Raw genomic sequence first — 22647 nt, 5'->3', positions numbered from 1 at the left:
GCTCATTCTCCTTCGGTCTCGGTCGTCGTCTCTTCGGCGGCTTCCTCCGGCTCCGCCGGAGCCTCGATCCACCCGGCCTTGATGCGAGCGGCGAGAATCATCGCCTCGGCCTGTTCGCGCGAGACGTCGAAGCCGGTCAGAAAACCCTCGTGCTTGATCGTCTCGCCGTCTTTCTTCTCGCTCCAGCCCACGAGGTCGTCCGGCACGCAGCCCGCAAAATCCTCGAGCGTTTTTACGTCGTTCTCGCCGAGTGCGACCAATATCTGCGCGGTGACGCCTTCGATTTCCTTCAGTTCGTCGGACACGCCGAGCTCCTTGCGTTTAGCCTCATTTTCGGCCTCTATGCGCTCTAGATAGGTTTTCGCGCGCATTTGAATCTCGTTGGCGGTCTCTTCGTCGAAGCCTTCGATCCCCGCAAGCTCCGTGATGTCGCAATAAGCGAGATCCTCGACGGAGCGAAAACCTTCCGATGCAAGCAGCCGTCCTACCACCTCGTCGACGTCGATCGCGGTCATGAACACCCGCGTGCGCTCGACGAACTCTTTTTGCCGCCGCTCCGATTCCTCGGCTTCCGTCATGATATCGATGTCCCAGCCGGTGAGCTGCGAGGCCAACCGCACGTTCTGTCCGCGGCGGCCGATCGCCAGCGAAAGCTGATCGTCGGGCACCACCACCTCGATCCGATTGGAGTCCTCGTCAAGCACGACCTTGACGACTTCCGCCGGCTGCAGCGCATTGACGATAAAGGTCGCCGCGTCCGCCGACCAGGGGATGATGTCGATGCGCTCGCCTTGCAATTCGCCGACCACCGCCTGCACGCGCGATCCGCGCATGCCGACGCAGGCGCCGACCGGATCGATCGAGGATTCTCGCGACACGACGGCGATCTTGGCGCGTGAGCCCGGATCGCGCGCCACCGACTTGACCTCGATGACGCCGTCGTAGATTTCCGGCACCTCCTGGCGGAACAGCTTCGCCATGAACTGCGGATGTGTGCGCGAGAGAAAGATCTGAGGCCCGCGCTGCTCGCGCCGCACGTCATAGACATAGGCGCGCACGCGGTCGCCGGGACGGAACATCTCGCGTGGGATCATCTCGTCGCGCCGGATCACGCCTTCGCCGCGCTGCAGGTCGACGATCACATTGCCATATTCGACCCGCTTGACGATGCCGTTGACGATGTCGCCGATGCGGTCCTTGAATTCCTCATATTGGCGGTCGCGTTCGGCCTCGCGCACCTTCTGCACGATGATCTGCTTGGCGGATTGCGCGGCGATACGCCCGAAGTCGAAGGGCGGCAGCGTCTCGGAAATCCAGTCCCCGGACTGCGCCGCGGGATTGCGCTTTCTCGCCTCCTCGATCGCAATCTGCGTCGCGTCGTTGTCAATCTGGTCGACGACGAGCAGGAGCCGCGAGAAGCGCACCTCGCCGGTGCGCGGATTGATCTCCGCCCGCACTTCGGTCTCCTGCCCGTAGCGCGAGCGCGCCGCCTTTTGCAGCGCGTCCTCCATCGAGGCGATCACAATGCCCCGATCGATCGCCTTCTCGCGCGCCACCGCATCGGCAATCTGCAGAATCTCCAGTCGATTGGCGCTGACGGCCATGCTTTTCGCTCCTTGAACGGGGTTCGGCGTTTTGCGCCCGAGGCGTTCAGCCCCGCGGCGGCTCGCCGCCCTTTCCCTTCTTGAATCCGGTCTGCACGCCGGCCGGAACCAGCGGTTTTGCTTTTTGCTTCGCTTGATGAGCGAAACGCCCCGGCCCACGGCGCGGACGCGCGTCCTGGGGAGTCGCCTCCTCGGTCTCGCTTTCGCCCTCGCTGGCCTTGGCGGCGCGCAGCGAAGCGCGGATGAGCGCCTCGGTCAGCATCAGCTTAGCCTCGTCGAGATCGCGCAGCGGAAGACGCGCGGTCTTCTCCTCGTCGGCCTGCGCGTCGTTGCGATCAAGGACGAGGCGCGCGTCGCGTCCTTCGCCCTCGACGGCCTGGATAATTCCGCGAAAGCGCTTGCGTCCGCTCTCTAAAGGCTGCGTCAGCTCGACCTTCGCTTCGTGGCCGACGGCGCGCGAAAAATCCGACAGGCGCATGAGCGGGCGGTCGATGCCGGGCGAAGAGACTTCCAGCCGATATTCGCCGGCGATCGGGTCAGCCACGTCGAGTTCCGGAGAAAGCGCTTCGCTCGCCGTTTCGCAATCGGCGACGGTCATCGTCCCCTCCGGTCGCTCCGCCATGATCTGCAGCGTTTGCCCGTTCTGGTTCATGAGCCGTGCGCGCACGAGCCGGTAGCCGAGTTGCGCCAGGACCGGCGCCACGATCGCAGCGACGCGCGCAGCGACCCCCGTCTCGACCACGAGACGCGGTTCGTTCAAGAGGTCCTGCGACGCCGTTTCGGTCTTGCGCTCCTGGTCCAATTCCCTGTCGACCTGTTGGATCACGCTGATTTGAGCGGTGCGCTCAAACGCAGTTCACGTGATCGATTCTTGGAGCGCGGTTTGCGCGATAAGCCGGTTCCCGCTTTTTCGCGTCGCGCTCCAGCCCAAACAAAAAAGAGCGGGTCCGGGGGGACCCACTCTCAACATCGGCCATTTTGCGATGGCCGCTATGAGATGGAAGTTGGATTATTCCTACACCGGGACGGGGGCGAGGCGCAAGAAAATTCGCGGGCGCGTCACCGCCCAGGCGAAGCTCGAGCCTTGCCCGTTCCGCTCGACGAGGTTAGCCTCGCGCTTAATTCAGCGGGAGAGCATTATGCGTATGATCTCGGTTTTGACCCTATTGGTTGGATTGTTCCTGGGCCTTGCAGCGGCGTCGGCGCAGCCTCGCCAAATTATCATCCTCCGGCATGGAGAGAAGACGGACGGACCGGATCTTTGCCCGACGGGCTTTCTTCGCGCCAAGGCGCTGGCAGAGGTTTATCTCGGCAAAGGCGCTGCGCAATCGCTGTTTGGCGCGGAACGTCCGGCGGCGTTTTATGCGATCACCGATCACACCCGGGAAACCATCGAGCCTTCCGCAAAGAGCTGGGGCATGCAGCTCCTGCTACCCGCAACCGACAAGTCAAAATTCACCAATAAAATAGAGGGAGAGAACCGCGAGACAGAGGACGCTGCGAAGGACGTGCTCACCAATCCGAGCTTCGGCGGCAAGATCGTCGTGATGACCTGGGAGCATAAGCACATCGCGAATAAGGATCTGGACTCAGAGTATCAAGACCCGCCGGTGACCCTTCGCCGGCTCTTGAACCTCGATCAATACGCCAAGCATCATCCGGACGTAAAAATCCCGGAAACGTGGTCCGGCGACAACTACGACTATTTCTGGATCGTGGATTACGCCGACCCCAAGAGCGCGATGCCGACCAAGGTCAAGATCCTCAAGCAGACTTTCCCCGCGCCTTATGAGAGCGTTCCCGCCAATGACTGGAAGGAGCCGGAGCCGAGGCTGGAGGGATGTAAGCAGTAGGGCCGCCGCCCGGCCCTGACGCGATACGATAAAGAATCGGACATGCGGCGCCGCCCCCTTGCAGAACCGCCGCCCTTGCGCTTCAACGTTGCTATGTCGCCCTTTCGCCTCGCCGCGCTCTGCGCCTTTCTGTCGATCGCCACCCTCGCTTCCGCGCGTGCGGAGAATACAACCTCGACGATCCCGCTGACCTTAACCCAGAGCGACTGGGGCGGCGGGCGCATTTTCGTCACCGCGCGTTTCGGCAATATTCAGGGGCCCATGCGCCTCGACACCGGCGCGTCCACAACGCGCATGATGCTTGCGCCTTGGAACAAGGATTGGCCTGTGCTCGGCCGCAGCGCCTCGCTCGGCAGCTCGGGACGGGCGATCTCCTGCGATGATGCGGAAGCGCAAAATGTCTTGCTGCCGGCGGGGCAGGGCGAGGACGTCGGCCGAGCAAAACTGCTCGTCACGCGCTGCGCCGCGGGTGAAGGCGATCTTCTCGGACTCAATTTCTTCAAGGGCGCGCGCTTCTCGCTCGATTTCGAGAAGCGCGTGCTGACCTTCTTCCCGCCCGCGCAGGCGAACGCCAAGCCCAAACCCTTCCGCAAGCTGACCCCCGAGCAGAGCCTCGTGGGCATCGATTTGCGCCTCGGCAAGGCCGCCGTGATCGGCTTCTTCGACACGGGCGCGGAGCTTTGCGCCGTGGATCGCGCTTTCGTCGCGACGCACATGCCGCTCTTCACGCTCGTGAGGAGAAAGGTGGGAGCGAGCGGTTCTTCAGGCGGCAATTTCTCGCCCGATCTTTACAAGATCAAAGCGATCGATCTCGGCGACGGCCTCGTTCTGCGCGACGTTTACACGCTCGTCTATGACTTCGGGACCCTGCGCAACGCGCTTGGCCGCGGGACGCCGCTGATCCTCGGTTACAACTTCGTCAGCCGGATGCAATGGGAACTCGATTTTTCTTCGCCCACCGCACCGACCTGGAGCGCGCGGCCAAAATAGCCCCGCTCAAGCTCGCTCAACCGCGCAGCACGAGCACGGAGCACTTGGCTCGCTTGACGATTGCGCTGGCGTTGGAGCCGATGAGGAATCGCTCCATGCCCGGCCGGTGCGACGAGATGACGATCAGATCGGCGCCCCATCTTTCGGCCTCTTCCAAAATCCTGTCGTGAATGGGGCCAAACAGCACCACGCTGGAAACGCGGTCCTTGGGACGATCAATCTTTGCCGCGATCGCCGCCAGCTCGGCTTCCAGCGCGTCGCGGATATCCTTCTCGAAATCCTCCGGCACATAATCGACGAAACGCAGCGGGACGAGCGACTGCACATTGACGAGCCTCAGCTCGCTATCGAAAGGTTTTGCAAGGGTCTGCGCCGCCTCGATGGCGCGGGTCGCGAATTCGGGTTCGGCGAGATCGATCGGCAGCAGGAGTTTGCGTAACATCTGCGCCTCCATCCTGGTCCTCCAGGAGACTATTAGTGAGACTATCTGTGCTTGTGCGGCGTCGCGGCAACGGCGGCCAGAGCGATCTCTTTTAGGGTGACGAAGCCTCGGCGTTAGAGCGCGATGCGAAAAAGTGGGAACCGGTTTTTCGCGCGAATCAGGCTCTAAAACTTTGGAATCGATCCCGTCATCTGCGTTTGAGCTATTCCGCTGAAACGCAGCGTGATCGCGTCGAGGCCATGGCTTGCGCGGCAGGCTGCAAATCTGGGATCATGCCTCGCCATTTCTCGACTTTGGAGACGCTATGAACTTCGCTCGCCGCCCTCTCGTCGCAGGTAATTGGAAAATGAACGGGCTGCATGCGGCGCTCTCGGAAATCGACGCGATCGCGACCGGGTTCGACGCCGGCTTACGTGAGAAGATCGACTTGCTGATCTGTCCGCCGGCGACGCTGCTCGCCGCCGCCGCTGCGCGGCTCGAGGGGACGGATGTCGCGCTCGGGGGGCAGGACTGCCATGCTCAAGTCAGCGGCGCCCATACGGGAGACGTTTCTGCCCTGATGCTCGCGGACGCCGGCGCGCGCTTCGTCATTGTCGGTCATAGCGAGCGCCGCGCCGATCACGGCGAGAGCGATGGGCTCGTCCTCGCCAAGGCGCGCGCGGCGCTTTCTGCAGGCCTCATGCCGATCGTCTGCATCGGCGAGACGCGCGGCGAACGGGATGCAGGACAGGCCGAGAGCGTCGTCGCAGCCCAGATTGCGGGTTCGCTGCCGCCGGAAGCGCCGCCCGAGCGGCTCGTCGTCGCCTATGAGCCCGTCTGGGCGATCGGCACGGGGTTGACGCCGACGCCGCAGGACGTGGCGCGCATGCATGGCTTCGCGCGGCAGAGAATTGAGGCGCTCGGCCCCGGCAAGGGCGCGGCGACGCGCATTCTTTACGGCGGCTCGGTGAAGCCCGAGAACGCGCGCGAGCTCTTGCGCGTGAGCGACGTCGACGGCGCCCTGGTCGGCGGCGCGAGCCTCAAGGCGAAGGATTTTCTGGCCATCGCGGCCGCCTATCGCTGAGGCGGTTTCGCGCGCTCCCGGCCGGACTCCTCGCCCCGAAAAAGCCGCAAGCGCCGCGCCCCATGCGCATGCGGGAATTCGAGGAGGCTCTGATGCGTCGGACGGGATGGGCGGCGTTCGCCCTCGCGCTTTCTGTTATCTCGGGGTCAAGCGCCTTGGCCGGAGAGACGGAAATCGTCGCGAAATCGACCGTCGTCTCGGTCCTCGTCCATCCCGACGCCGCCACGGTGACCCGGGAAGCGACGGTGTCCTTGCCGTCTGGCGCGTCGACCGTGATTTTCTCCTCGGTCCCCAGCGCGCTCGTTCCCGATTCCCTGCGCGCCAGCGCCGAGGCGACGGCCGCGCTTTCGATCGGCGCGGTCGAAGCGCGAAGCAAGCCCTCCGCCGCCAAGGCGCCGGACTCGCCGGTCGTCGCTCGTTTGAAGGAGCTGCGCGCCGAGCGCGCCGCGCTGGAGATCACGATCGACTCGCTGCGCGCAAAGCTCGAGATGATCAAGACTTACGCCAAGGCCAGTCCGGAAAAGCTCGGCCCCGAATCGAAGCCGCTCGCGCCGGCCGAATGGGGAGCGGCTTTCGACATGATCGGCTCCGCCTACGCCAAGACCGGGGAGGCGCTGCGGGAGGCGAATCACAAGGCGTCGGAGCTCGATCGCGAGATCGCTGGACTCGCCGGCGCCCCTGGCGCCCCACGAGGGGGCCTCGCCCGCGATATTGCGGTCGGCGTCGAAGCCGCTTCGCCGGGGGAGGCGAAAATCCGCCTGACCTATCGCACCGACGCTGCAGGCTGGCGGCCGGCCTACAGGGCGCGGCTCGATACGGGCGACAAGGCGAGAAAGCCCGTCCTCGAGCTCGAGGCCCGCGCGGTCGTCTCCCAAAGCACCGGCGAAGACTGGCGCGATGCGGCGCTCGCCGTCGCGACCTTGCGCGCAAGGGGAGGCGCGGCGCCGCCCGAGGTCACGCCGCAGCGGGTGCGCTTCCTCGAGCCGTTGCCGATCCCGGCCCCGCCTCCCGCGCGGGCGATGGCGCGGATGGGAGCCGCAGCCCCCGAGAGGCCCCTCGTGGGAGGGCCTGAGGTGGGGACGCAGGACGAGCGGGAGCCGAAGACCGCGACAACGCCATCGGCTGCTCTCGAGGCTTCCGGCTATGCAGCGACCTTTAAGATCGCCGGGCCCGCGAGCGCGCCGGGAGACGGGACTGCCAAGACGTTCCTTTTATCGACGCGCCGCCTGGAGCCGAGACTCTCGGTCCGCGCGGCTCCTGCGCTCGATCCGCAAGCCTATCTCGAGGCGCGGATCGTCAATGCGGACGAGGCGCCGCTGCTTCCCGGAAGCGTCAGCGTCGAGCGCGACGGCGCGTTCGTCGGCCAGGAAACTCTGGCGTTGATTCCTCCAGGCGACGCCAAGAATTTCGGTTTCGGCGTCGACGACAAGGTCAAGGTGCTGCGAGTTCCCGTTCAGCGCAAGGAGAACGAGCCGGGCTGGTTCGGCCAGACCCGAACGGAAACGCGCGAGTTCAAGACGACGGTCGGGAATCTGCACGATTTTCCCGTGACGGTCACGATCGTCGATCAGGTCCCCTTCTCGGAGAATGCGGCGCTTGTCGTCGAGACGCTGCCGCAGACGACGCCGCCCACAGAAAAGCAGGTCGACGACAAGCGCGGGGTGGCGGCCTGGAGTTTCACGCTGCAGCCCGGCGAGACGAAGGAGCTGAGGATTGCCTATCAACTGAAATGGCCCGCGGACCGGGAGCTCATGTTCGAGCGGTAGGGGATCGCGACGCTTTTGTCGCGCGCGCGGTCATGTTAGGCGATCTGGATAGCGTGGTGAGACCGCGATGGAGCCCATGTCCGCGTCCTTCGAAGCGACCCATTCCGAAACCCTCGCGCTGATGGCGAAGATCGGCCGCGCGGCGCGCCATGCGGCGCACGCCGTCGCGCATGCGCCGACATCCGCGAAGGATGAGGCGTTGCGCGCCGCCGCCGCGGCCATTCGCGCGCAAAGCGCGGAGATCATCGCCGTCAACGCCGACGACGTTGAAGAGGCGCGAGAGGATGGCGCGACCGCCGCGGCCTTGGACCGACTCGCGCTTACTCCTGCGCGGCTCGAGGCGGTGGCGTGCGGCCTCGAGGAGATCGCGGAGCTGCCCGATCCGGTGGGGCGCGTGCTCGCGACCTTCGAGCGCCCCAACGGGTTGAAGATCGAGCGCGTCGCGACCCCGCTCGGGGTGATCGGCGTGATCTACGAGAGTCGGCCGAATGTGACCGCGGACGCTGGCGCCTTGTGCCTAAAGGCGGGCAACGCCACGATCCTGCGCGGCGGCTCGGATTCGCTGCGCTCTTCGGCCGCCATCCATCGCTGCCTCGTTGCCGGGCTTCACGCCGCGGGCCTTCCGGCGGAAGCGATCCAGCTCGTGCCGACGCGCGACCGCGCCGCGGTGGGAGCCATGCTGTCTGGGCTCGACGGGGCGATCGACGTGATCGTGCCGCGCGGGGGCAAAGGTCTCGTCGCGCGCGTGCAGCATGAGGCGCGCGTCCCGGTCTTCGCGCATCTCGAGGGCATCGTGCATGTCTTCGTTCATGCGAAGGCCGATCTCGAAATGGCCAAGACCATCGTGCTCAACGCCAAGATGCGCCGTACCGGCGTCTGCGGCGCGGCCGAGACTCTGCTCGTCGACAAGGCCTGCGCGCCGACGCATCTCCAGCCGCTCATCACGATGCTGCTCAACGCACAATGCGAGGTGAGGGGCGATGCGGCGACGCAAGGAGTGGATGCGCGCGTTGTTCCCGCAAGCGACGAAGATTGGGACACGGAATATCTTGACGCGATCATCGCGGCGCGCGTGGTCGATGGGCTCGACGATGCGATGGCGCATATTGCAAGGCATGCCTCGCATCACACCGACTGTATCGTCACCTCGGACGAAGCCGCCGCCAGACGCTTCTTGGCGGAAGTTGATTCGGCTATCGTGACGCACAACGCCTCGACGCAATTCGCCGACGGCGGCGAGTTCGGCTTCGGCGGCGAGATCGGCATCGCCACCGGCAAGATGCACGCGCGCGGTCCGGTCGGCGTCGAGCAGCTGACGTCTTTCAAATATCGTGTGCACGGCAGCGGGCAGGCGCGGCCGTGAATGATTTCCTCAACCTGCCGATGGGACCCGTCGCTGGAGGCCGATCGAAGAATCGGCCCGCGCGGCCGGCGAGAAGAAGACAGGGCTCGAGCGGCCCTCGGGCCGTCACAAAGCGGCAAGAACCTATGTCTAGCTCGTGGACCAATCGACATCGGAGGGAGCCGAACAGATGATCTCCTGGGCCAAATTCAATATCACGCCGGAACAAGAGCGAAGGTACCATGTTGTCCGCGTCAAAGCCAGCCCCGGAATGAATGCGATCAGCGAAAGCGTGGTTTACGACATGTCCGTTCTCGACTCCAAGAGCGCGGCGCTGCTGACATTCATATCTGTAGCGATCGCGGGGCTGATCTTTTCGCTGGGCCTAGTGGATGGCCAGGCTCCCGACGCGCGCCTTATTCGTGGGGGTATTTTCGTTTTTCTGGCCCTATTCGTTTACGCCGCTTGGATTGATTTGCGATGCTTACATATAATCGGGCCGAAAATCTTATCCGCGGAATCCGATGGAGACGACTATGAAAGCATTAGCATTGCTGAGCTTTCAAGGCGAAGAAACAAATATTCACTCGCATTATTCCTCTGTGAAACGGGCTTCATGCTTTTGGGTCCTTTCCTGATGCTTTGGATATTGGTCACATATCGTGTTATCTCCATTTGATCGCAATCGGTAAATTCCCTCCTTTTGTAAGGTTTCACCAAGCGCAGATTGGCATTGTACGCCACGTCTGCTAGCTTGTTAGTCTGGAGGAGGCCATATGCCGACACACAGCGTCGTGCTGACTGAACGCCAAGCGACCCTTGTCGACGCTTTGGTTCGAAGCGGTCGTTACCAGGACGCGAGTGAAGTGCTGCGCGACGGGTTGCGTCTGATCGAAATGCGTGAAGCTGAGGATGCTGCGAAGCTCGAAGCGCTTCGAGCCGCCGCGCAGGTTGGTTTCAACGCCTTGGATCGGGGCGAATTCAAGGAGTTTGTTGACGCGTCCGCGCTGATCGCTCACCTGGATCGCGTCGCTGATGCGGTCGTTTCCGGCGCAAAAAAGGCGTGACGGAACGCTGGCGTATCCATCTCAGCGACGCGGCCGAGCGAGACTTTCAGCACATACTCGAAACAACTTTGGAGACGTTTGGCGAGCGCCAGCTCGAAGTCTATCGCCTCACCCTCGTCGAGGCGCTCGCAGCTCTCGAGGCCGGCCCCAACATATCCGGCAGCAAAGCGCGCGGCGAGATTCTCCCCGATCTTCGTACGCTTCACGTTGCGCGGAAAGGCCGGCGTGGACGCCATCTGATTTTGTATCGCGCCGCCGCTGGCAATATAATCCAGGTTTCGCGAATCTTGCATGAATGCATGGAGTTGGCGCGCCATCTGCCGCCGGAGGCCGAGTAGTTGAACAATGCCCGCTCCCGGCCGCTGCTCCCCCGCCTTCCCCCACATCCGCCGGGTCTGCGCATCGGCCTGCTTGGCGGCTCTTTCGATCCGCCGCACGCGGGCCATCTCGCCATTTCCCGAATCGCGCTGCGTCGCCTGAGGCTCGATCGGCTTTGGTGGCTGGTCACGCCCGGCAATCCCTTGAAGGAGGGACCGGCGGCGCTCGACGCTCGCATCGACGCTTGTCGGGCGCTGGCGAAACATCCGCGCATCGTGGTCACCGGAGTCGAGGCGCAAATTCGCACGCGCTTCACCTATGACACGCTGCGTCACCTGCGGCGGCGCTGTCCGGGCGTCCAGTTCGTCTGGATCATGGGGGCGGATAATCTCCTGTCCTTCCACCGCTGGCGCCACTGGCGGGACATCGCAGATCTTGTTCCTATCGCGGTGATCGACCGGCCCGGCGCCACGCTGAAAACCGAGTCGGCGCGCACGGCGCAGGCGCTGCGCAAGGCGCGCTGGCCGGAGGGCGACGCGGCCATATTCGCCCAGGCGCGTCCGCCCGCTCTGCTGATCCTGCATGCGCGGCGCTCGGCGCTCTCCTCGACGGCCCTGCGCGCCTCGCGGGGACCCTGATCAGCCCTGCTGGCGTTGCCGAAACCAGGTGTAGATGGCGGCGGCGACGCCGATGGCCGGCACGATCACGAGAACGAGCGTCCAGACGGAGGTCTCATCATAGGGGTGCTTTTCATAATAATCCCCGGACACGGCTTGCGTGTAGGGGTTTCTCAGAAAGAAGGTGACAAAAATCGACATGCCGACGACGGCGGCGGTCACATAGTAGAGGCTGCGCGAAATCTTGAACTGTGGCGGCTTTCGGGGATGTTCGTTGCTCATGGTCCTGTCCTTGCCGCATGTCGCGGCGTTGCGTGTAGATTGGGCCGCCGCCGTTGCCCCATGCTATCCTCCCAAGCTCGACGAGTCACACGCTGGAACGGCTAGAGCGCGATGCGAAAAAGCGGAGACCGGTTTTTCGCGCAAATCGCGCTCTAAACTTTTAGAATCGATCACGTTTTCTGCGTTCAGGCGATTCCGCCTGAACGCAGCGTGATCTAAGGCGGCGCGGCCGCCGGCGTTCGAGCGCTTGCAGGAGTGGTGCGAGCGATAAGCGATCGCGTTATATCAAAGGGCTGGAGCGAATTCCGATCGCAAATGCCTGTCAACTTTTGCGGAGTCGCTCAGGATGGAACAGGCCGTCGCGCAAGTCGGCAGGCGATAGGGAAGGGGCGATGATCACACGAAGACCATCTCCAGCCGCGTCATGATCGCGGCCGTCGAGGAGCGCCGCCGCGACGATCTTGTTTCGATGCCGTCCGCGGCTCGTCCCGCCGTGCTGGTCGGAGCCGTGGCGCCGCTCGGCGACGACGGCCGTGTCAGCGCGATCGACAAGCGTCCGGCGCCCGCGCCCTGGTGGATCGGGCCTTTGGGGCTCGCCGGAGACGCGCAGGCGGACCTCAAGCATCACGGCGGGCGGGAGAAGGCGCTGCATCACTATCCCCTCGAACATTACGCCATCTGGGCGGGCGAGATTGGCGAGGACGCCCTTTTGCGGCAGCCCGGGGCCTTCGGCGAAAATCTCGCGACGACCGGCTGGACGGAGGCGAATGTCTGCGTCGGCGACATCGTTCGATTTGGGGGCGCTTTGCTGCAGGTCAGTCAGGGCCGGCAGCCCTGCTGGAAGCTCAATCGCCGCTTCTCGCGCAGGGACATGGCGGCGCGGGTGCAGTCGAGCGGGCGCGCCGGCTGGTACTATCGTGTCCTCGAGACTGGCGTCGCGCAGCCCGAAGACTCTCTGCAACTCGTCGAGCGTCGCTGCCCCGAATGGAGTCTCGAGCGTCTCCACCATCTGCTCTACCTCAGGACCGGCGACCGCGAGGGACTGAGAGGCATGGCCGCTTTGCCGGAACTGGCCCAGAACTGGCGCGATCTTGCCAGACGGCGACTGGACTCCGGCAAGATCGAGGATTGGAGCGAGCGGCTCTATGGCGAGACCGTCAAGCGCGGCTAAGTCCCCGCCTTGAAGCTCACCTCGCCGCCTTCCACTTTTTCGTATCGCGCTCTCGTCTCCTCAGACAGCGCCGGGTGGCAGTCCGCCTTGGTGGCGCGCCCACATTCTCGCGTAGAGCGTCTCCAAGGCCAACGTATAGGCTTTGACGTCGAACAGTGGCGCGCTCGGGCGGTTGCCCGCCAGCGTTTGACGCAGCCTTCCCAGCCTTTCCGCGTCCTGCGAGAGCGCGAGAGCCAGGTCGAAATAATCGGCTTGATCCTCGACAGCGAGCTCCGGAAGCCCCACCGCATGGAGAAGGCTCCCCGCGACGCGCGAGGGAAAGGTTGAGCCTGGCCGGGTGACGACGGGCACGCCGGCCCAAAGCGCGTCGCTCGCGGTCGTATGAGCGCCATAAGGCGATGTGTCGAGCACGAGGTCGGCGAGCTGAAGACGCCTGAGGTGCTCGGCGTGCGGGAGGTCGCCAGCGAAAATCAGCCGAGCCCCGTCGACGCCGCGCTTCCAAGCCTCATTGCGCAGATTGCCTTCCGCTTCGCGACTGGCGAGGAGCCACAGCACGCTTCCCGGCACGCTGTCGAGCAGACGACACCACACATCGAATATCACAGGCGTGAATTTGAAGGCCTGGTTGAAGCAGCAGAAGATGAAGCCTTCCTCAGGAAGTCCTGCCTCGGCTCGACCGGGCGCGGGAGCGACTGCGTCACGACACCCGTGCGGTTGGTAGGAATGCGGCAGAACGGCGAAGGATTCCGCGTAATCGCCGGCGCTAGCCGCCGGCGTGCAGAATTTGTCGGTGATAATATAGTCGCAGAGTCCTGGTCCGAGCGTTCCGGGATATCCGAGATAATTCACCTGGATGGGCGCGGGCCGCAAGGCGAGGATCGATGTGCGCGTGCCTTGCGTGAAGCCTTTCAAATCGATCAAAATGTCGATGCCGTCGCCATGAATGGCTTTCGCCGCCTCCACATCGGAGAGCGGACCGATGTCGTTGAAGCGATCGAAGGCGAGGCGCAGCCTCGCGCGCATTTCCTTGCCGTCGTCTCGTCCGTAGGAATAGGCGTGGAGCTCGAAACGCGCTTGGTCCCGCGCCTCCAAAGATTCCACAAGCAACATCGCCGTGGCGTGATCCTGAAAGTCGTTGGACAGATATCCAAGCTTGATCTTCCTGCGATCGTCGAGCCAAGGCGGAAACCGAAACGCCAGTTCTGCGCGCCGCGCTTCGGCCGTCGCGAGCCGTTCGCGCATCCAGCCTTCCGAGCAGGCGCGTTGCTCCGCCGACGAGAGCCCAGGCTCCGCGAGAAGCACGAAGGGTGGAAGCGCGCCGTCCCCGCCGGCCAAGCGAGAGCGAGCGAAGGCGGCGCGACTGTCGAAATCATCCCATTCGCAAAGGGGACGCGTGCGAATAAAGGAGCGCATAGGGTCTTTCCGACGGGGACCCGCCTTTGCGCCCGGATTTTAGCCGAGGAATGTCGGCTATCGGCGACCGCCAGCCTTTGCGACGCAATCTTCGCGCCAGAGACCCCGTCTGAAACGGCTTGTCAGGGGGAGTGAAGGCGACTATTCTTCTTGGGCTTGAACCCGGCCTCTCCCGGCCGCGAGATGAGGATGACTGAGCGTGGCGCGATATTTCGCCCCGGCCGATCCGCAAATCCGCATCCCGGCGGAGGCTCTCGCGCGTCTCGACGCTTTCCTGCTGCTTCTTAGCCGCCCCTGAGCGCACGAAGGGCCTTCGGCCCAGGCGTTTGGGGGAATTGAGCTTGCGAGAAGAACAGTGAAGCCGCCCGTCACCCGGGCCCGTCGAAACGGAATTTGATCCATGTCCAAGCATAAGCACACGCAACACGATCACGGCGCCCAAGAGCCGAGCCAGGACGCGCCGCGCCAGGACGCGCCGCGCCAAGCCGACAAGCGCGACGACGCCAATCGCGTCGTCATCTTCGACACGACGCTGCGCGACGGCGAGCAGTCGCCCGGCGCCTCTATGACGCTGGAGGAGAAGCTCGAGGTCGCGGATATTCTCGACGCCCTGGGCGTCGACGTGATCGAGGCGGGTTTTCCGATCGCGAGCCAGGGCGACTTCGAGTCGGTGAGCGAGGTGGCGAAGCGCGTCAAAACTGGCTCTGTCGCGGGCCTCGCGCGCGCCTCCGAGAAGGACATCGACCGCTGCGCCGAGGCGCTGCGGGACGCGAAGCGCCCGCGCATCCACACTTTCATCTCCACTTCTCCGCTGCACATGAAATACAAGCTGCAGATGGAGCCGGAGCGGGTGCTGGAGATGGTCGCCTCTTCGGTCTCGCGCGCGCGCAATCATGTCGAGGACGTCGAGTGGTCGGCCGAGGACGGCACGCGCACGGAGTTCGAGTTCCTCTGCCGCGCGGTGGAGATCGCCATCCGGGCCGGCGCGACGACGATCAACATCCCCGACACGGTCGGCTACACGACGCCCGCCGAATATGAATCGCTGCTGACGCGCCTGCGAGAAGCCGTGCCCAACGCCGACAAGGCGATTTTCTCGGTGCATTGTCACAATGATCTGGGGCTCGCGGTGGCGAACTCGCTGGCGGGCGTCCGGGCCGGCGCGCGGCAGATTGAGTGCACGATCAATGGCATCGGCGAGCGCGCCGGCAATGCCGCGCTCGAAGAGATCGTCATGGCGATGCGCACGCGTCCCGACGCGCTGCCTTTCCACACCGGAATCGAGACGAAGCTCCTCACGCGCGCGTCAAAGCTGGTTTCGGCCGTGACCTCTTTTCCAGTGCAATACAACAAGGCGATCGTGGGTCGGAACGCCTTCGCGCATGAGAGCGGCATCCATCAGGACGGGATGCTGAAGAACGCCTTCACCTATGAGATCATGACGCCCGAGAGCGTCGGCGTCGCCAAGACGGCGCTGGTGATGGGCAAACACTCGGGGCGCCACGCCTTCCGCGAGAAGCTGAAGGAGCTGGGTTACGAGCTCGGCGACAATGCGCTCGAGGACGCCTTTAAGCGATTCAAGGATTTGGCCGACCGCAAGAAGATCGTCTATGACGACGATCTGATCGCGCTGGTGGACGACGAGATCGTCAATGCGCATGAATTCATCAAGGTCGACGCCTTGATGGTGATGGCCGGCACGCATGGGCCGCAGTCGGCGGCGCTCACTCTCGACATCGGCGGCGACAAGCGCACGCATCAGGCGACGGGCAACGGCCCGGTCGACGCGATCTTCAACGCCATCAAGGCGCTCGCGCCGCACGAAGCGACGCTGGAGCTGTTCCAAGTGCATGCCGTCACCGAGGGCACCGACGCGCAGGCCGAGGTCTCGGTGCGGCTCTCCGAGGACGGCAAGTCCGTCACCGGCCGCGGGGCCGATCCCGACACGCTGGTGGCTTCGGCGCGCGCTTACGTCTCGGCTCTCAACCGGCTGATGACGAAGCGCGGCAAGACGAAGCCCGAGGCGATGCAGGCGGGGTAAAGCCGACAAAGGCCTCGAGCGCTGGGTCGCTCGGGGTCGTTCTTCTCCTGAATCGAAGCAAGCCTGGAGGCTCGCGATCCAGTGGACCGCGAGCCTCCAGGCTCGCTCGGTGTACCCAGTGAATGTCTCGGCCCCTAACAGAAAACCCTCGTCAGCGCAGATGCGCCGGCGGCTGCGGGTTGTGGGCGGGGTTGGTGTCGTGCTTGGCGAGGCTTGTGATCATGCCTTTGCCGACAAGCGGCTGCAACTCTGTCTCCAGCGCGTCGGCGATGTCCTTGGCGTAGACCTCCTCACCGTTCACATAGATCGTGAAGGAGAGGCCGTATTTCGTCTTTTTCGCGGGATCGTCGATCGTCGCCTTGGTCCATTTGTAGAGCGGGTAATGTTCGACGCCGTTCTTCTCGGCCTCGGCGCAATAATTCGCGAAGGCGGCGTATTGGTTCGTGAGCGTCGCCTGTCGACGCGCGAGAATGCCGGGCAGCGGCCCCAATCTGAGGTCTTGGGGATTGCCGCGCGCGATTTCGGCGCTTTCGTCGCAAAGATTGATGCGGATCTGATATTGCCATTCGCTCATCGCCGCTAATCCTGTTCGCTGAGATCGATCTTGCGCCGCCGTCCCATGCGGTTCCGCTTCGCAAGCCGAAGGGTAGGGCGGCTGCGTCTCTCGTTCAAGCGTCGGCGATCTTCGTGGCGCGCGACCGCGCGACGAAATGGCGCGGCGAGCGTCTGAACTTTGTCGCGCTTCGCTCCCGGCGCGGCTTGGCCTTCGGGCGACGCCCCAGAGGCGCCACATCTCTTCCCCAAATCGCCGCATTCGCGTCCAGCCGAAGCCTTGAAAGCCTGTTTCCTTGAGGCTTGTCGCATTCGTCGCGCCCACTTCGCTGAGCACCGGAGCTGTCCGGGAAATCGCGAACGTTAGGCAAGTCGAAAGGCTCTTGTGAGATTCCTTTGGGGAGCGGGAACGCATGACGCAGCAGATTGGGGTAAAGATGCGCGCGCTGGTATTGGATCGCTTGTCTCGCAATATCGTGTCGCCGACCGTTCCTGTCGTCTGCGGCCTGTCTCTTGCCTTCCTCGCCTGCGTCTATGGTTCGCTGGAGCCGCGGGCGAATGATCCTGACAAGCTCGCGCCGACCGCCCGGGGATCCCAGTTTCCCGCGGCTACCGCTCAAGACGTCGCCGAGACCATTGCCATGGGCATGCGTGCGAGCCTCGAGCCTGAAGTCGCGGCCCTCCCCGAGGAGGAAGCGCCGGCGCCTTCGCCGAAGCTGGCCATGAAGGCTCCGGAAGCGGCGCCGGCCGCCGTCAGCGCGCCGGCTCAGAAGGTCGCCAAGCTCGAGACGAAGCCCGAGCTGAGAAGCGAGACCACTGTCGTTCCGCAGCAGGCCGCGCTCGAGGAATCGGAGGCCACGCCGCTGCCGCCGCGCCGCCCGGGCAAGATCGCGGCCCTCGTCAGTCGCGCCGAAGAGGCTCTGGCCCGCCGCCTTGCGCACCGCGATGGCGAAGAGGCCGCCAATACCGCCATCGACAATCGCAACATCTTCGAGAAGCTCTTCGGCCGCTCCAGCGCCCCTGCGGAGAAGCAGGGTCAGGCGCTCGCCTACGCCTCGCCGGAGGCCGGCGGCGGCGTCACCTCGATCGCCAAGGCGACCGAATCGCAAGACAGCGCCAAGCTCGGCTCGGATCGCTTCACCGCCGTCTACGACATCTCGGCCGGCGCCGTTTATCTCCCCGACGGCCGCAAGCTCGAGGCGCATTCCGGCCTCGGCGAGAGCTTCGATAATCCGTCTCAGGTGCATACGCGCATGCGCGGACCGACGCCGCCCGCCCTTTATTCGCTCACGCCGCGCGAGGCGCTCTTCCACGGCGTCGCGGCGCTTCGCCTGACGCCGATCAGCGGCAACGTCTTCGGACGCTCGGGCCTGCTCGCCCACACCTACATGCTCGGACCGCGCGGCGATTCGAACGGCTGCGTCTCCTTCAGGGACTATCAGGCCTTTCTGCGCGCTTTCCAGAGCGGCCAGGTCAAGCGGCTCGCGGTGGTCGCGCATCTTTGATCGATCCGCTGAGCTCGGGCGCTTGACGCGCTCGATCGGCGGCGGTCAACTGCCGGCATGACAAAGACCCACAAGGGCGCGGCGCTTCTCGGCGAGAGGGCGCCGCTTCCCGCTTCTCCCGACGAGGCGGAGCTCGATCTCGTTCCCAATCCGCATAAGGGCGAGACCTATCTCGTCCGCTTCACCGCGCCCGAGTTCACCTCGCTCTGCCCGGTGACGGGCCAGCCCGACTTCGCGCATCTCGTCATCGATTATGTCCCCGCCGAGACGCTGGTCGAATCGAAATCGCTGAAGCTCTATCTGGCGAGCTTTCGAAATCACGGCGCCTTCCACGAGGACTGCACCGTGCGAATCGCGCTTGACCTCAAGGCCGCGCTCTCGCCCCTCTGGCTGCGCATCGGGGGCTATTGGTACCCGCGCGGCGGCATTCCGATCGACGTGTTCTGGCAGAGCGGCGAGCCGCCCAAAGGGCTGTGGCTTCCCGACCAGGGCGTTGCGCCCTATCGCGGCCGCGGATGAGCGAGGACAGTGAGCGCCATCGCTTCAAGATGGCGAAGCGGAAGGCGCTGCAGGACGCGCGGCTTGCCGAAAAAACGGTTTCCGCCAAGGGCCTGCTGATGGTCCACACCGGCGCGGGCAAGGGCAAGTCCACCGCCGCCTTCGGCCTGGCGTTGCGCGCGCTGGGGCACGGCTGGCGCATCGGGGTGGTCCAGTTCGGCAAGGGCCAATGGATGAGCGGCGAGCGCAAAATGCTCGAGGCGCTCGGAGCCGAGAAGGTCGCGTGGCACACGCTCGGCGAGGGCTTCACCTGGGAGACGCAGGATCGCGCGCGCGACGAGGCGGCGGCGCGCCGCGCCTGGGAGAAGGCCCTGGCGCTGATGGCTGAGCCGGACCTGCGCCTGCTGATCCTCGACGAGCTCAACATCGCGCTGCGCTACGAGCACCTGCCGCTGGATGAGGTCATCGCCGCGCTGGTCGCGCGCCGTCCCGATCTCCACATCGTCGTGACGGGCCGCAACGCCAAGCCGGAGCTGATCGCGATCGCCGATCTCGTTACCGAGATGACGCCGGTGAAGCACCACTTTGCCGCGGGCGTGAAAGCGCAGGAGGGGATCGAGTTTTGAGCGCGGGCGGTAGGAGTTCGCGCAACACTTGTGTTGACTTCCTGGACATAACACATATGTTGTGTGAATGAACAGCGCTCAGGCCAAGCGCTATCTGGCCAAGAAGGGCGCAACCTTCGCGCCTGGCAAAGGCGGCCCTCTGATCGTGACGCTGAATGGCAAGCGCTCGGTGCTCCCGCAGCACGGCGGGTCGAAGGAGATCGGCAAGGGCCTGTGGCTGGCAATCTTGAAGCAACTCGACATCAAGGAGTGACGTCATGCGCTACGCCGTGACTCTCGTTCCCGACGACAATGGTACGCTTCTCGTCACCGCGCCTGATATTCCCGAGGCCGTCACCTTTGGCGAGGACCGGGAAGACGCGCTGGCGCGCGCCGCCGACGCCATCGAAACCGCGATCATGGGCTTCATGTCGGCGCGCGAGGACATCCCGTCCCCCAAGGCGAAAGGGCAGGACTACGTCTCCTTGGCCGCGCTCTCCGTCGCCAAGATCGAGCTTTACCGCGCCATGCGGGCGGATGGAGTCGGCAAGGCGGCGCTCGCCAAGCGCCTCGGCGTCGCTTTGCCGCAGATTGACCGGCTGCTCGACCTTCGCCACGCTTCCCGCCTCGATGCGATCGAGCGGGCCTTTGCCGCGCTGGGGCGAACCATGGAGGTTGTCATCAGAGCCGCGGCGTGAGCGCTCGCCATCGTTGAGTGTTCGCGCTAAACCCCCCAAATGAACGCCCCCCTGCCCAAGTCTCCGCTCACCGATCCGATCTCGCGCCGGCGCACTTTCGCGATCATCTCGCATCCCGACGCCGGCAAGACCACGCTCACCGAAAAGCTGCTGCTTTTCGGCGGCGCGATTCAGCTCGCCGGCGAGGTGCGCGCCAAGCGCAACGCCCAGCAGACGCGCTCCGATTGGATGAGCATTGAGCGCGAGCGCGGGATCTCGGTCGTCACCTCGGTGATGACCTTCGAATATGCGGGCTGCGTCTTCAATCTTCTCGACACTCCGGGCCACGAGGACTTCTCAGAAGACACCTATCGCACGCTCTCCGCCGTCGACGCCGCGGTAATGGTGATCGACGCGGCCAAGGGCATCGAGGCGCGCACGCGCAAGCTCTTCGAGGTCTGTCGGCTCCGCGATATTCCGATCGTCACCTTCATCAACAAGCTCGATCGCGAAGCGAGAGACCCTTTCGAGCTTCTGGACGAAATCGAGAAGACGCTAGCGCTCGACGCCGCGCCCGTCACCTGGCCCTTGAGCCGCGGCAAGACCTTCGCCGGCACCTATCGTTTTGCGACGAAATCGGTGCGCAGGCTCGACAAGGACGACGAGGAGCTGAAAGTCTCGGGGCTCGACGACGAGAAGCTCGCGGCGCTCCTGCCGCCCTTCGAGGTCGAAGGTTGGCGCGAGGAAGCCGCGCTTGCCGAGGAAGGGAGCAAGCCCTTCGATCTGAAGGCCTTTCGCGAGGGTCATCTCACGCCCGTCTTTTTTGGCAGCGCCTTGCGCAATTTCGGCGTGCGCGATCTGATCGACGCCATGGCGGCCTATGCGCCGCCGCCGCGCGGACAGGAGGCGGACAAGCGTCAGGTCGAGGCGAGCGAGCCGAAGATGACCGGCTTCGTCTTTAAGATCCAGGCGAACATGGACCCGAACCACCGCGACCGCATCGCCTTCATGCGCGTGTGCTCCGGCAAGCTCACGCGGGGCATGAAGGCGAAGGTCGTGCGCACGGGGAAGTCCCTGAGCCTCAACGCGCCGCAGTTCTTCTTCGCCCGCGACCGCTCCATCGCGGATGAGGCCTATGCCGGCGACGTGGTGGGGCTCCCCAATCACGGCGTCTTGCGCATCGGCGACACGCTGACCGAAGGCGAGGATCTCGTCTTTCGCGGCGTGCCGAGCTTCGCGCCGGAAATCCTGCGCCGCATCACGATCGGCGACGCGATGAAGGCGAAGAAGCTGAAGGAAGCGCTGCGCCAGCTTGCCGAGGAGGGCGTGGTGCAGCTCTTCACGCCCCGCGACGGCTCCGGCGCGATCGTCGGCGTCGTCGGCGCGCTGCAGCTCGACGTGCTTGCGACGCGGCTTGCGGCCGAATACGGCCTCGAGACCAAATATGAGCAGACGCGCTTCACCCTCTGCCGCTGGGCGAGCTCGGAAGACAAGAACAAGCTGAAAAGCTTTCTCGACGCCAACACGACCGCGGTCGCCGACGACATAGACGGCGACCCCGTGTTCATGGCGTCCTCGGCCTTCTCGCTGAACTACGACGCCGAGCGCAATCCGGCGATTGGGTTCTCGGATGTGAAGGACTATCAGAAAGGCGCCACGCGCTGAGCGCGCGCTCCCTTCGACTGCGAGAGCAGCGCCTATCTTCGAGCCCAGCCACGACGGCATAGCCGTGCCCCGCGGGGAGGCGATGACAGCGGCGATCATTCGGATAAGGGATCACTCCCGCAGCGTCGCCATGTCGATGACGAAGCGATATTTCACGTCGCTCTTCAAGAGACGCTCATATGCCTCGTTGATCTCGCTCATGCGGATGATCTCCACATCGGAGACGATGCCATGCTCGCCGCAGAAATCGAAAAGCTCCTGTGTCTCGGCCATGCCGCCGATGAGCGAGCCGCCGATGGACTTGCGCCCGAAGATCAGCGGAATCGTGTCGAGAGCCGGATCGAGTGGGCCGAGATAGCCGACGAGCGCCAGCGCGCCGCTCGTCGCTAGCGTCGCGACATAGCGGTTCAGATCATGCGCGTAGGGCACAGTGTCGATAATGAGATCGAATTTGCCTTTCACGGCCTCCATCTGCGACGCGTCGGTGGAGAGAATGATCGCGTCGGCGCCGAGACGCCGCGCGTCCTCCGCCTTGCCGGGCGAGCGTGTGAAGAGGGACACTTCCGCGCCGAGCGCCTTGGCGAGCTTGATCGCCATATGCCCAAGGCCGCCGAGCCCCGTCACCGCGACCTTGCCGCCTTTGCCGATTTTCCAATGGCGCAGCGGCGACCAGGTCGTGATCCCCGCGCAAAGCAGGGGAGCCGCGCCTTTGAGATCGAGCCCTTTCGGGACTTTCACGACGAAGCGCTCGGAGACGACGATGGTGTCGGAATAGCCGCCATAGGTCGGCTGCCCGTCGCGTGGATCAATCGCATTATAGGTGAAGGTCGCGCCGCAGCGGCAATATTGCTCGAGATCGGCTTCGCAGGCGTCGCAAGTCAGGCATGAGTGCACCATGCAGCCGACGCCAGCAAAGTCGCCCATGTTGAAGCGCGTTACATCCTCGCCGAAGCGAACCACGCGCCCGATGATCTCGTGACCGGGCACCATCGGATAGATCGAGTTTTTCCAATTGTCGCGCGCCTGATGCAGATCGGAATGGCAGACGCCGCAATAGAGGATTTCGAGCATCACATCGTCGGGCCGGAGTCCGCGCCGCTCGAAATGAAAAGGCGCGAGCTTCGAAGTCGCGGAATGCGTGGCGTAGCCGAAAGCCTTGGTTGTCATCGGGTCCTC

General features: G+C 64.4%; 24 protein-coding genes. 17 read left to right on the top strand and 7 right to left on the bottom strand.

What is annotated here, in order from left to right:
- Positions 1 to 2 precede the first annotated feature (2 nt).
- Together nusA and rimP are read right to left on the bottom strand one after the other, a co-directional pair.
- Positions 3 to 1604, bottom strand: a complete 1602-nt coding sequence (gene nusA, locus QMG80_RS17585; protein ID WP_085770365.1) for a transcription termination factor NusA — start codon at positions 1602 to 1604, stop codon at positions 3 to 5.
- A 46-nt stretch (positions 1605 to 1650) separates the two neighbouring features.
- Positions 1651 to 2406 (bottom strand): ribosome maturation factor RimP, encoded by a 756-nt coding sequence (gene rimP, locus QMG80_RS17580; protein ID WP_085773471.1) that lies wholly within the window; start codon positions 2404 to 2406, stop codon positions 1651 to 1653.
- Positions 2407 to 2743: 337 nt separating this feature from the next.
- Between rimP and QMG80_RS17575 the strand changes: the two genes are divergently transcribed.
- A complete protein-coding gene (locus QMG80_RS17575) occupies positions 2744 to 3457 on the top strand; it encodes a histidine phosphatase family protein (RefSeq protein ID WP_158658578.1) in 714 nt (237 codons plus the stop codon).
- Between the two features lie 42 nt (positions 3458 to 3499).
- Positions 3500 to 4447 carry a pepsin/retropepsin-like aspartic protease family protein gene (locus tag QMG80_RS17570; protein WP_245300042.1) on the top strand — a complete coding sequence of 316 codons (948 nt, stop codon included), beginning with the start codon at positions 3500 to 3502 and terminating at the stop codon, positions 4445 to 4447.
- A gap of 16 nt (positions 4448 to 4463) precedes the next feature.
- On the opposite strand, the gene QMG80_RS17565 is transcribed toward QMG80_RS17570, so the two are convergent.
- Entirely contained in the window at positions 4464 to 4889 is a 426-nt protein-coding gene (locus tag QMG80_RS17565) for a universal stress protein (RefSeq protein WP_085773470.1), read from the bottom strand.
- Between the two features lie 304 nt (positions 4890 to 5193).
- Here QMG80_RS17565 and tpiA point away from each other — a divergent pair, with 304 nt between their 5' ends.
- The 7 genes from tpiA to QMG80_RS17530 all read left to right on the top strand — a co-directional run bounded on the left by tpiA (position 5194) and on the right by QMG80_RS17530 (position 11083).
- Positions 5194 to 5952, top strand: coding sequence for a triose-phosphate isomerase (gene tpiA, locus QMG80_RS17560; protein WP_085770362.1), 759 nt, complete (start codon positions 5194 to 5196; stop codon positions 5950 to 5952).
- A 92-nt stretch (positions 5953 to 6044) separates the two neighbouring features.
- Positions 6045 to 7718, top strand: coding sequence for a mucoidy inhibitor MuiA family protein (locus QMG80_RS17555; RefSeq protein ID WP_158658577.1), 1674 nt, complete (start codon positions 6045 to 6047; stop codon positions 7716 to 7718).
- Between the two features lie 76 nt (positions 7719 to 7794).
- Positions 7795 to 9081, top strand: coding sequence for a glutamate-5-semialdehyde dehydrogenase (locus QMG80_RS17550; RefSeq protein ID WP_245300041.1), 1287 nt, complete (start codon positions 7795 to 7797; stop codon positions 9079 to 9081).
- A 169-nt stretch (positions 9082 to 9250) separates the two neighbouring features.
- Positions 9251 to 9739, top strand: a complete 489-nt coding sequence (locus QMG80_RS17545; RefSeq protein ID WP_085770359.1) for a hypothetical protein — start codon at positions 9251 to 9253, stop codon at positions 9737 to 9739.
- A 97-nt stretch (positions 9740 to 9836) separates the two neighbouring features.
- Positions 9837 to 10127, top strand: coding sequence for a type II toxin-antitoxin system ParD family antitoxin (locus tag QMG80_RS17540; RefSeq protein WP_085770358.1), 291 nt, complete (start codon positions 9837 to 9839; stop codon positions 10125 to 10127).
- Positions 10124 to 10465, top strand: coding sequence for a type II toxin-antitoxin system RelE/ParE family toxin (locus QMG80_RS17535; protein ID WP_085770357.1), 342 nt, complete (start codon positions 10124 to 10126; stop codon positions 10463 to 10465). Before QMG80_RS17540 ends, QMG80_RS17535 begins: the two co-directional genes overlap by 4 nt.
- Positions 10466 to 11083, top strand: a complete 618-nt coding sequence (locus QMG80_RS17530; RefSeq protein ID WP_085770356.1) for a nicotinate-nucleotide adenylyltransferase — start codon at positions 10466 to 10468, stop codon at positions 11081 to 11083.
- On the opposite strand, the gene QMG80_RS17525 is transcribed toward QMG80_RS17530, so the two are convergent.
- The gene (locus QMG80_RS17525) at positions 11084 to 11344 is read right to left on the bottom strand and encodes a hypothetical protein (RefSeq protein WP_085770355.1); all 261 of its coding nucleotides are present in this window, start codon (positions 11342 to 11344) and stop codon (positions 11084 to 11086) included. It lies immediately after the preceding gene.
- Positions 11345 to 11813: 469 nt separating this feature from the next.
- Between QMG80_RS17525 and QMG80_RS17520 the strand changes: the two genes are divergently transcribed.
- A complete protein-coding gene (locus QMG80_RS17520) occupies positions 11814 to 12515 on the top strand; it encodes an MOSC domain-containing protein (protein ID WP_085773469.1) in 702 nt (233 codons plus the stop codon).
- A gap of 60 nt (positions 12516 to 12575) precedes the next feature.
- Here QMG80_RS17520 and QMG80_RS17515 read toward each other — a convergent pair whose 3' ends face one another.
- Positions 12576 to 13928 (bottom strand): O-linked N-acetylglucosamine transferase, SPINDLY family protein, encoded by a 1353-nt coding sequence (locus QMG80_RS17515; protein WP_085770354.1) that lies wholly within the window; start codon positions 13926 to 13928, stop codon positions 12576 to 12578.
- A gap of 400 nt (positions 13929 to 14328) precedes the next feature.
- Here QMG80_RS17515 and QMG80_RS17510 point away from each other — a divergent pair, with 400 nt between their 5' ends.
- Positions 14329 to 15969: a 2-isopropylmalate synthase gene (locus tag QMG80_RS17510; protein ID WP_085770353.1), complete on the top strand. Its 1641-nt coding sequence runs from the start codon at positions 14329 to 14331 to the stop codon at positions 15967 to 15969.
- A gap of 151 nt (positions 15970 to 16120) precedes the next feature.
- Here QMG80_RS17510 and QMG80_RS17505 read toward each other — a convergent pair whose 3' ends face one another.
- Complete coding sequence (locus QMG80_RS17505; protein WP_085770352.1) at positions 16121 to 16543, bottom strand: hypothetical protein; 423 nt, start codon at positions 16541 to 16543, stop codon at positions 16121 to 16123.
- A 391-nt stretch (positions 16544 to 16934) separates the two neighbouring features.
- Here QMG80_RS17505 and QMG80_RS17500 point away from each other — a divergent pair, with 391 nt between their 5' ends.
- The 6 genes from QMG80_RS17500 (at position 16935) to QMG80_RS17475 (ending at position 21471) form a co-directional block, all read left to right on the top strand.
- Positions 16935 to 18026 carry a DUF2778 domain-containing protein gene (locus QMG80_RS17500; RefSeq protein WP_245300040.1) on the top strand — a complete coding sequence of 364 codons (1092 nt, stop codon included), beginning with the start codon at positions 16935 to 16937 and terminating at the stop codon, positions 18024 to 18026.
- Positions 18027 to 18083: 57 nt separating this feature from the next.
- Entirely contained in the window at positions 18084 to 18545 is a 462-nt protein-coding gene (queF, locus tag QMG80_RS17495) for a preQ(1) synthase (protein WP_085770349.1), read from the top strand.
- Positions 18542 to 19150, top strand: a complete 609-nt coding sequence (gene cobO, locus QMG80_RS17490) for a cob(I)yrinic acid a,c-diamide adenosyltransferase (RefSeq protein ID WP_085770348.1) — start codon at positions 18542 to 18544, stop codon at positions 19148 to 19150. Before queF ends, cobO begins: the two co-directional genes overlap by 4 nt.
- 67 nt (positions 19151 to 19217) lie before the next feature.
- Positions 19218 to 19403 carry a type II toxin-antitoxin system HicA family toxin gene (locus QMG80_RS17485; RefSeq protein ID WP_085770347.1) on the top strand — a complete coding sequence of 62 codons (186 nt, stop codon included), beginning with the start codon at positions 19218 to 19220 and terminating at the stop codon, positions 19401 to 19403.
- A gap of 4 nt (positions 19404 to 19407) precedes the next feature.
- Positions 19408 to 19827 carry a type II toxin-antitoxin system HicB family antitoxin gene (locus QMG80_RS17480; protein ID WP_085770346.1) on the top strand — a complete coding sequence of 140 codons (420 nt, stop codon included), beginning with the start codon at positions 19408 to 19410 and terminating at the stop codon, positions 19825 to 19827.
- Between the two features lie 39 nt (positions 19828 to 19866).
- Positions 19867 to 21471: a peptide chain release factor 3 gene (locus tag QMG80_RS17475; RefSeq protein ID WP_085770345.1), complete on the top strand. Its 1605-nt coding sequence runs from the start codon at positions 19867 to 19869 to the stop codon at positions 21469 to 21471.
- Between the two features lie 111 nt (positions 21472 to 21582).
- Here the strand turns inward: QMG80_RS17475 and QMG80_RS17470 are convergent, their stop codons facing one another.
- Complete coding sequence (locus tag QMG80_RS17470; RefSeq protein WP_085770344.1) at positions 21583 to 22638, bottom strand: NAD(P)-dependent alcohol dehydrogenase; 1056 nt, start codon at positions 22636 to 22638, stop codon at positions 21583 to 21585.
- Between the last annotated feature and the right edge of the window lie 9 nt (positions 22639 to 22647).

The sequence above is a fragment of the Methylocystis bryophila genome (assembly GCF_027925445.1).
GTDB classification, from domain to species: Bacteria; Pseudomonadota; Alphaproteobacteria; order Rhizobiales; family Beijerinckiaceae; genus Methylocystis; species Methylocystis bryophila.
The sequence above is the reverse complement of the archived record's forward strand: the minus strand, read 5'-3'. Positions and strand labels throughout refer to the sequence as shown.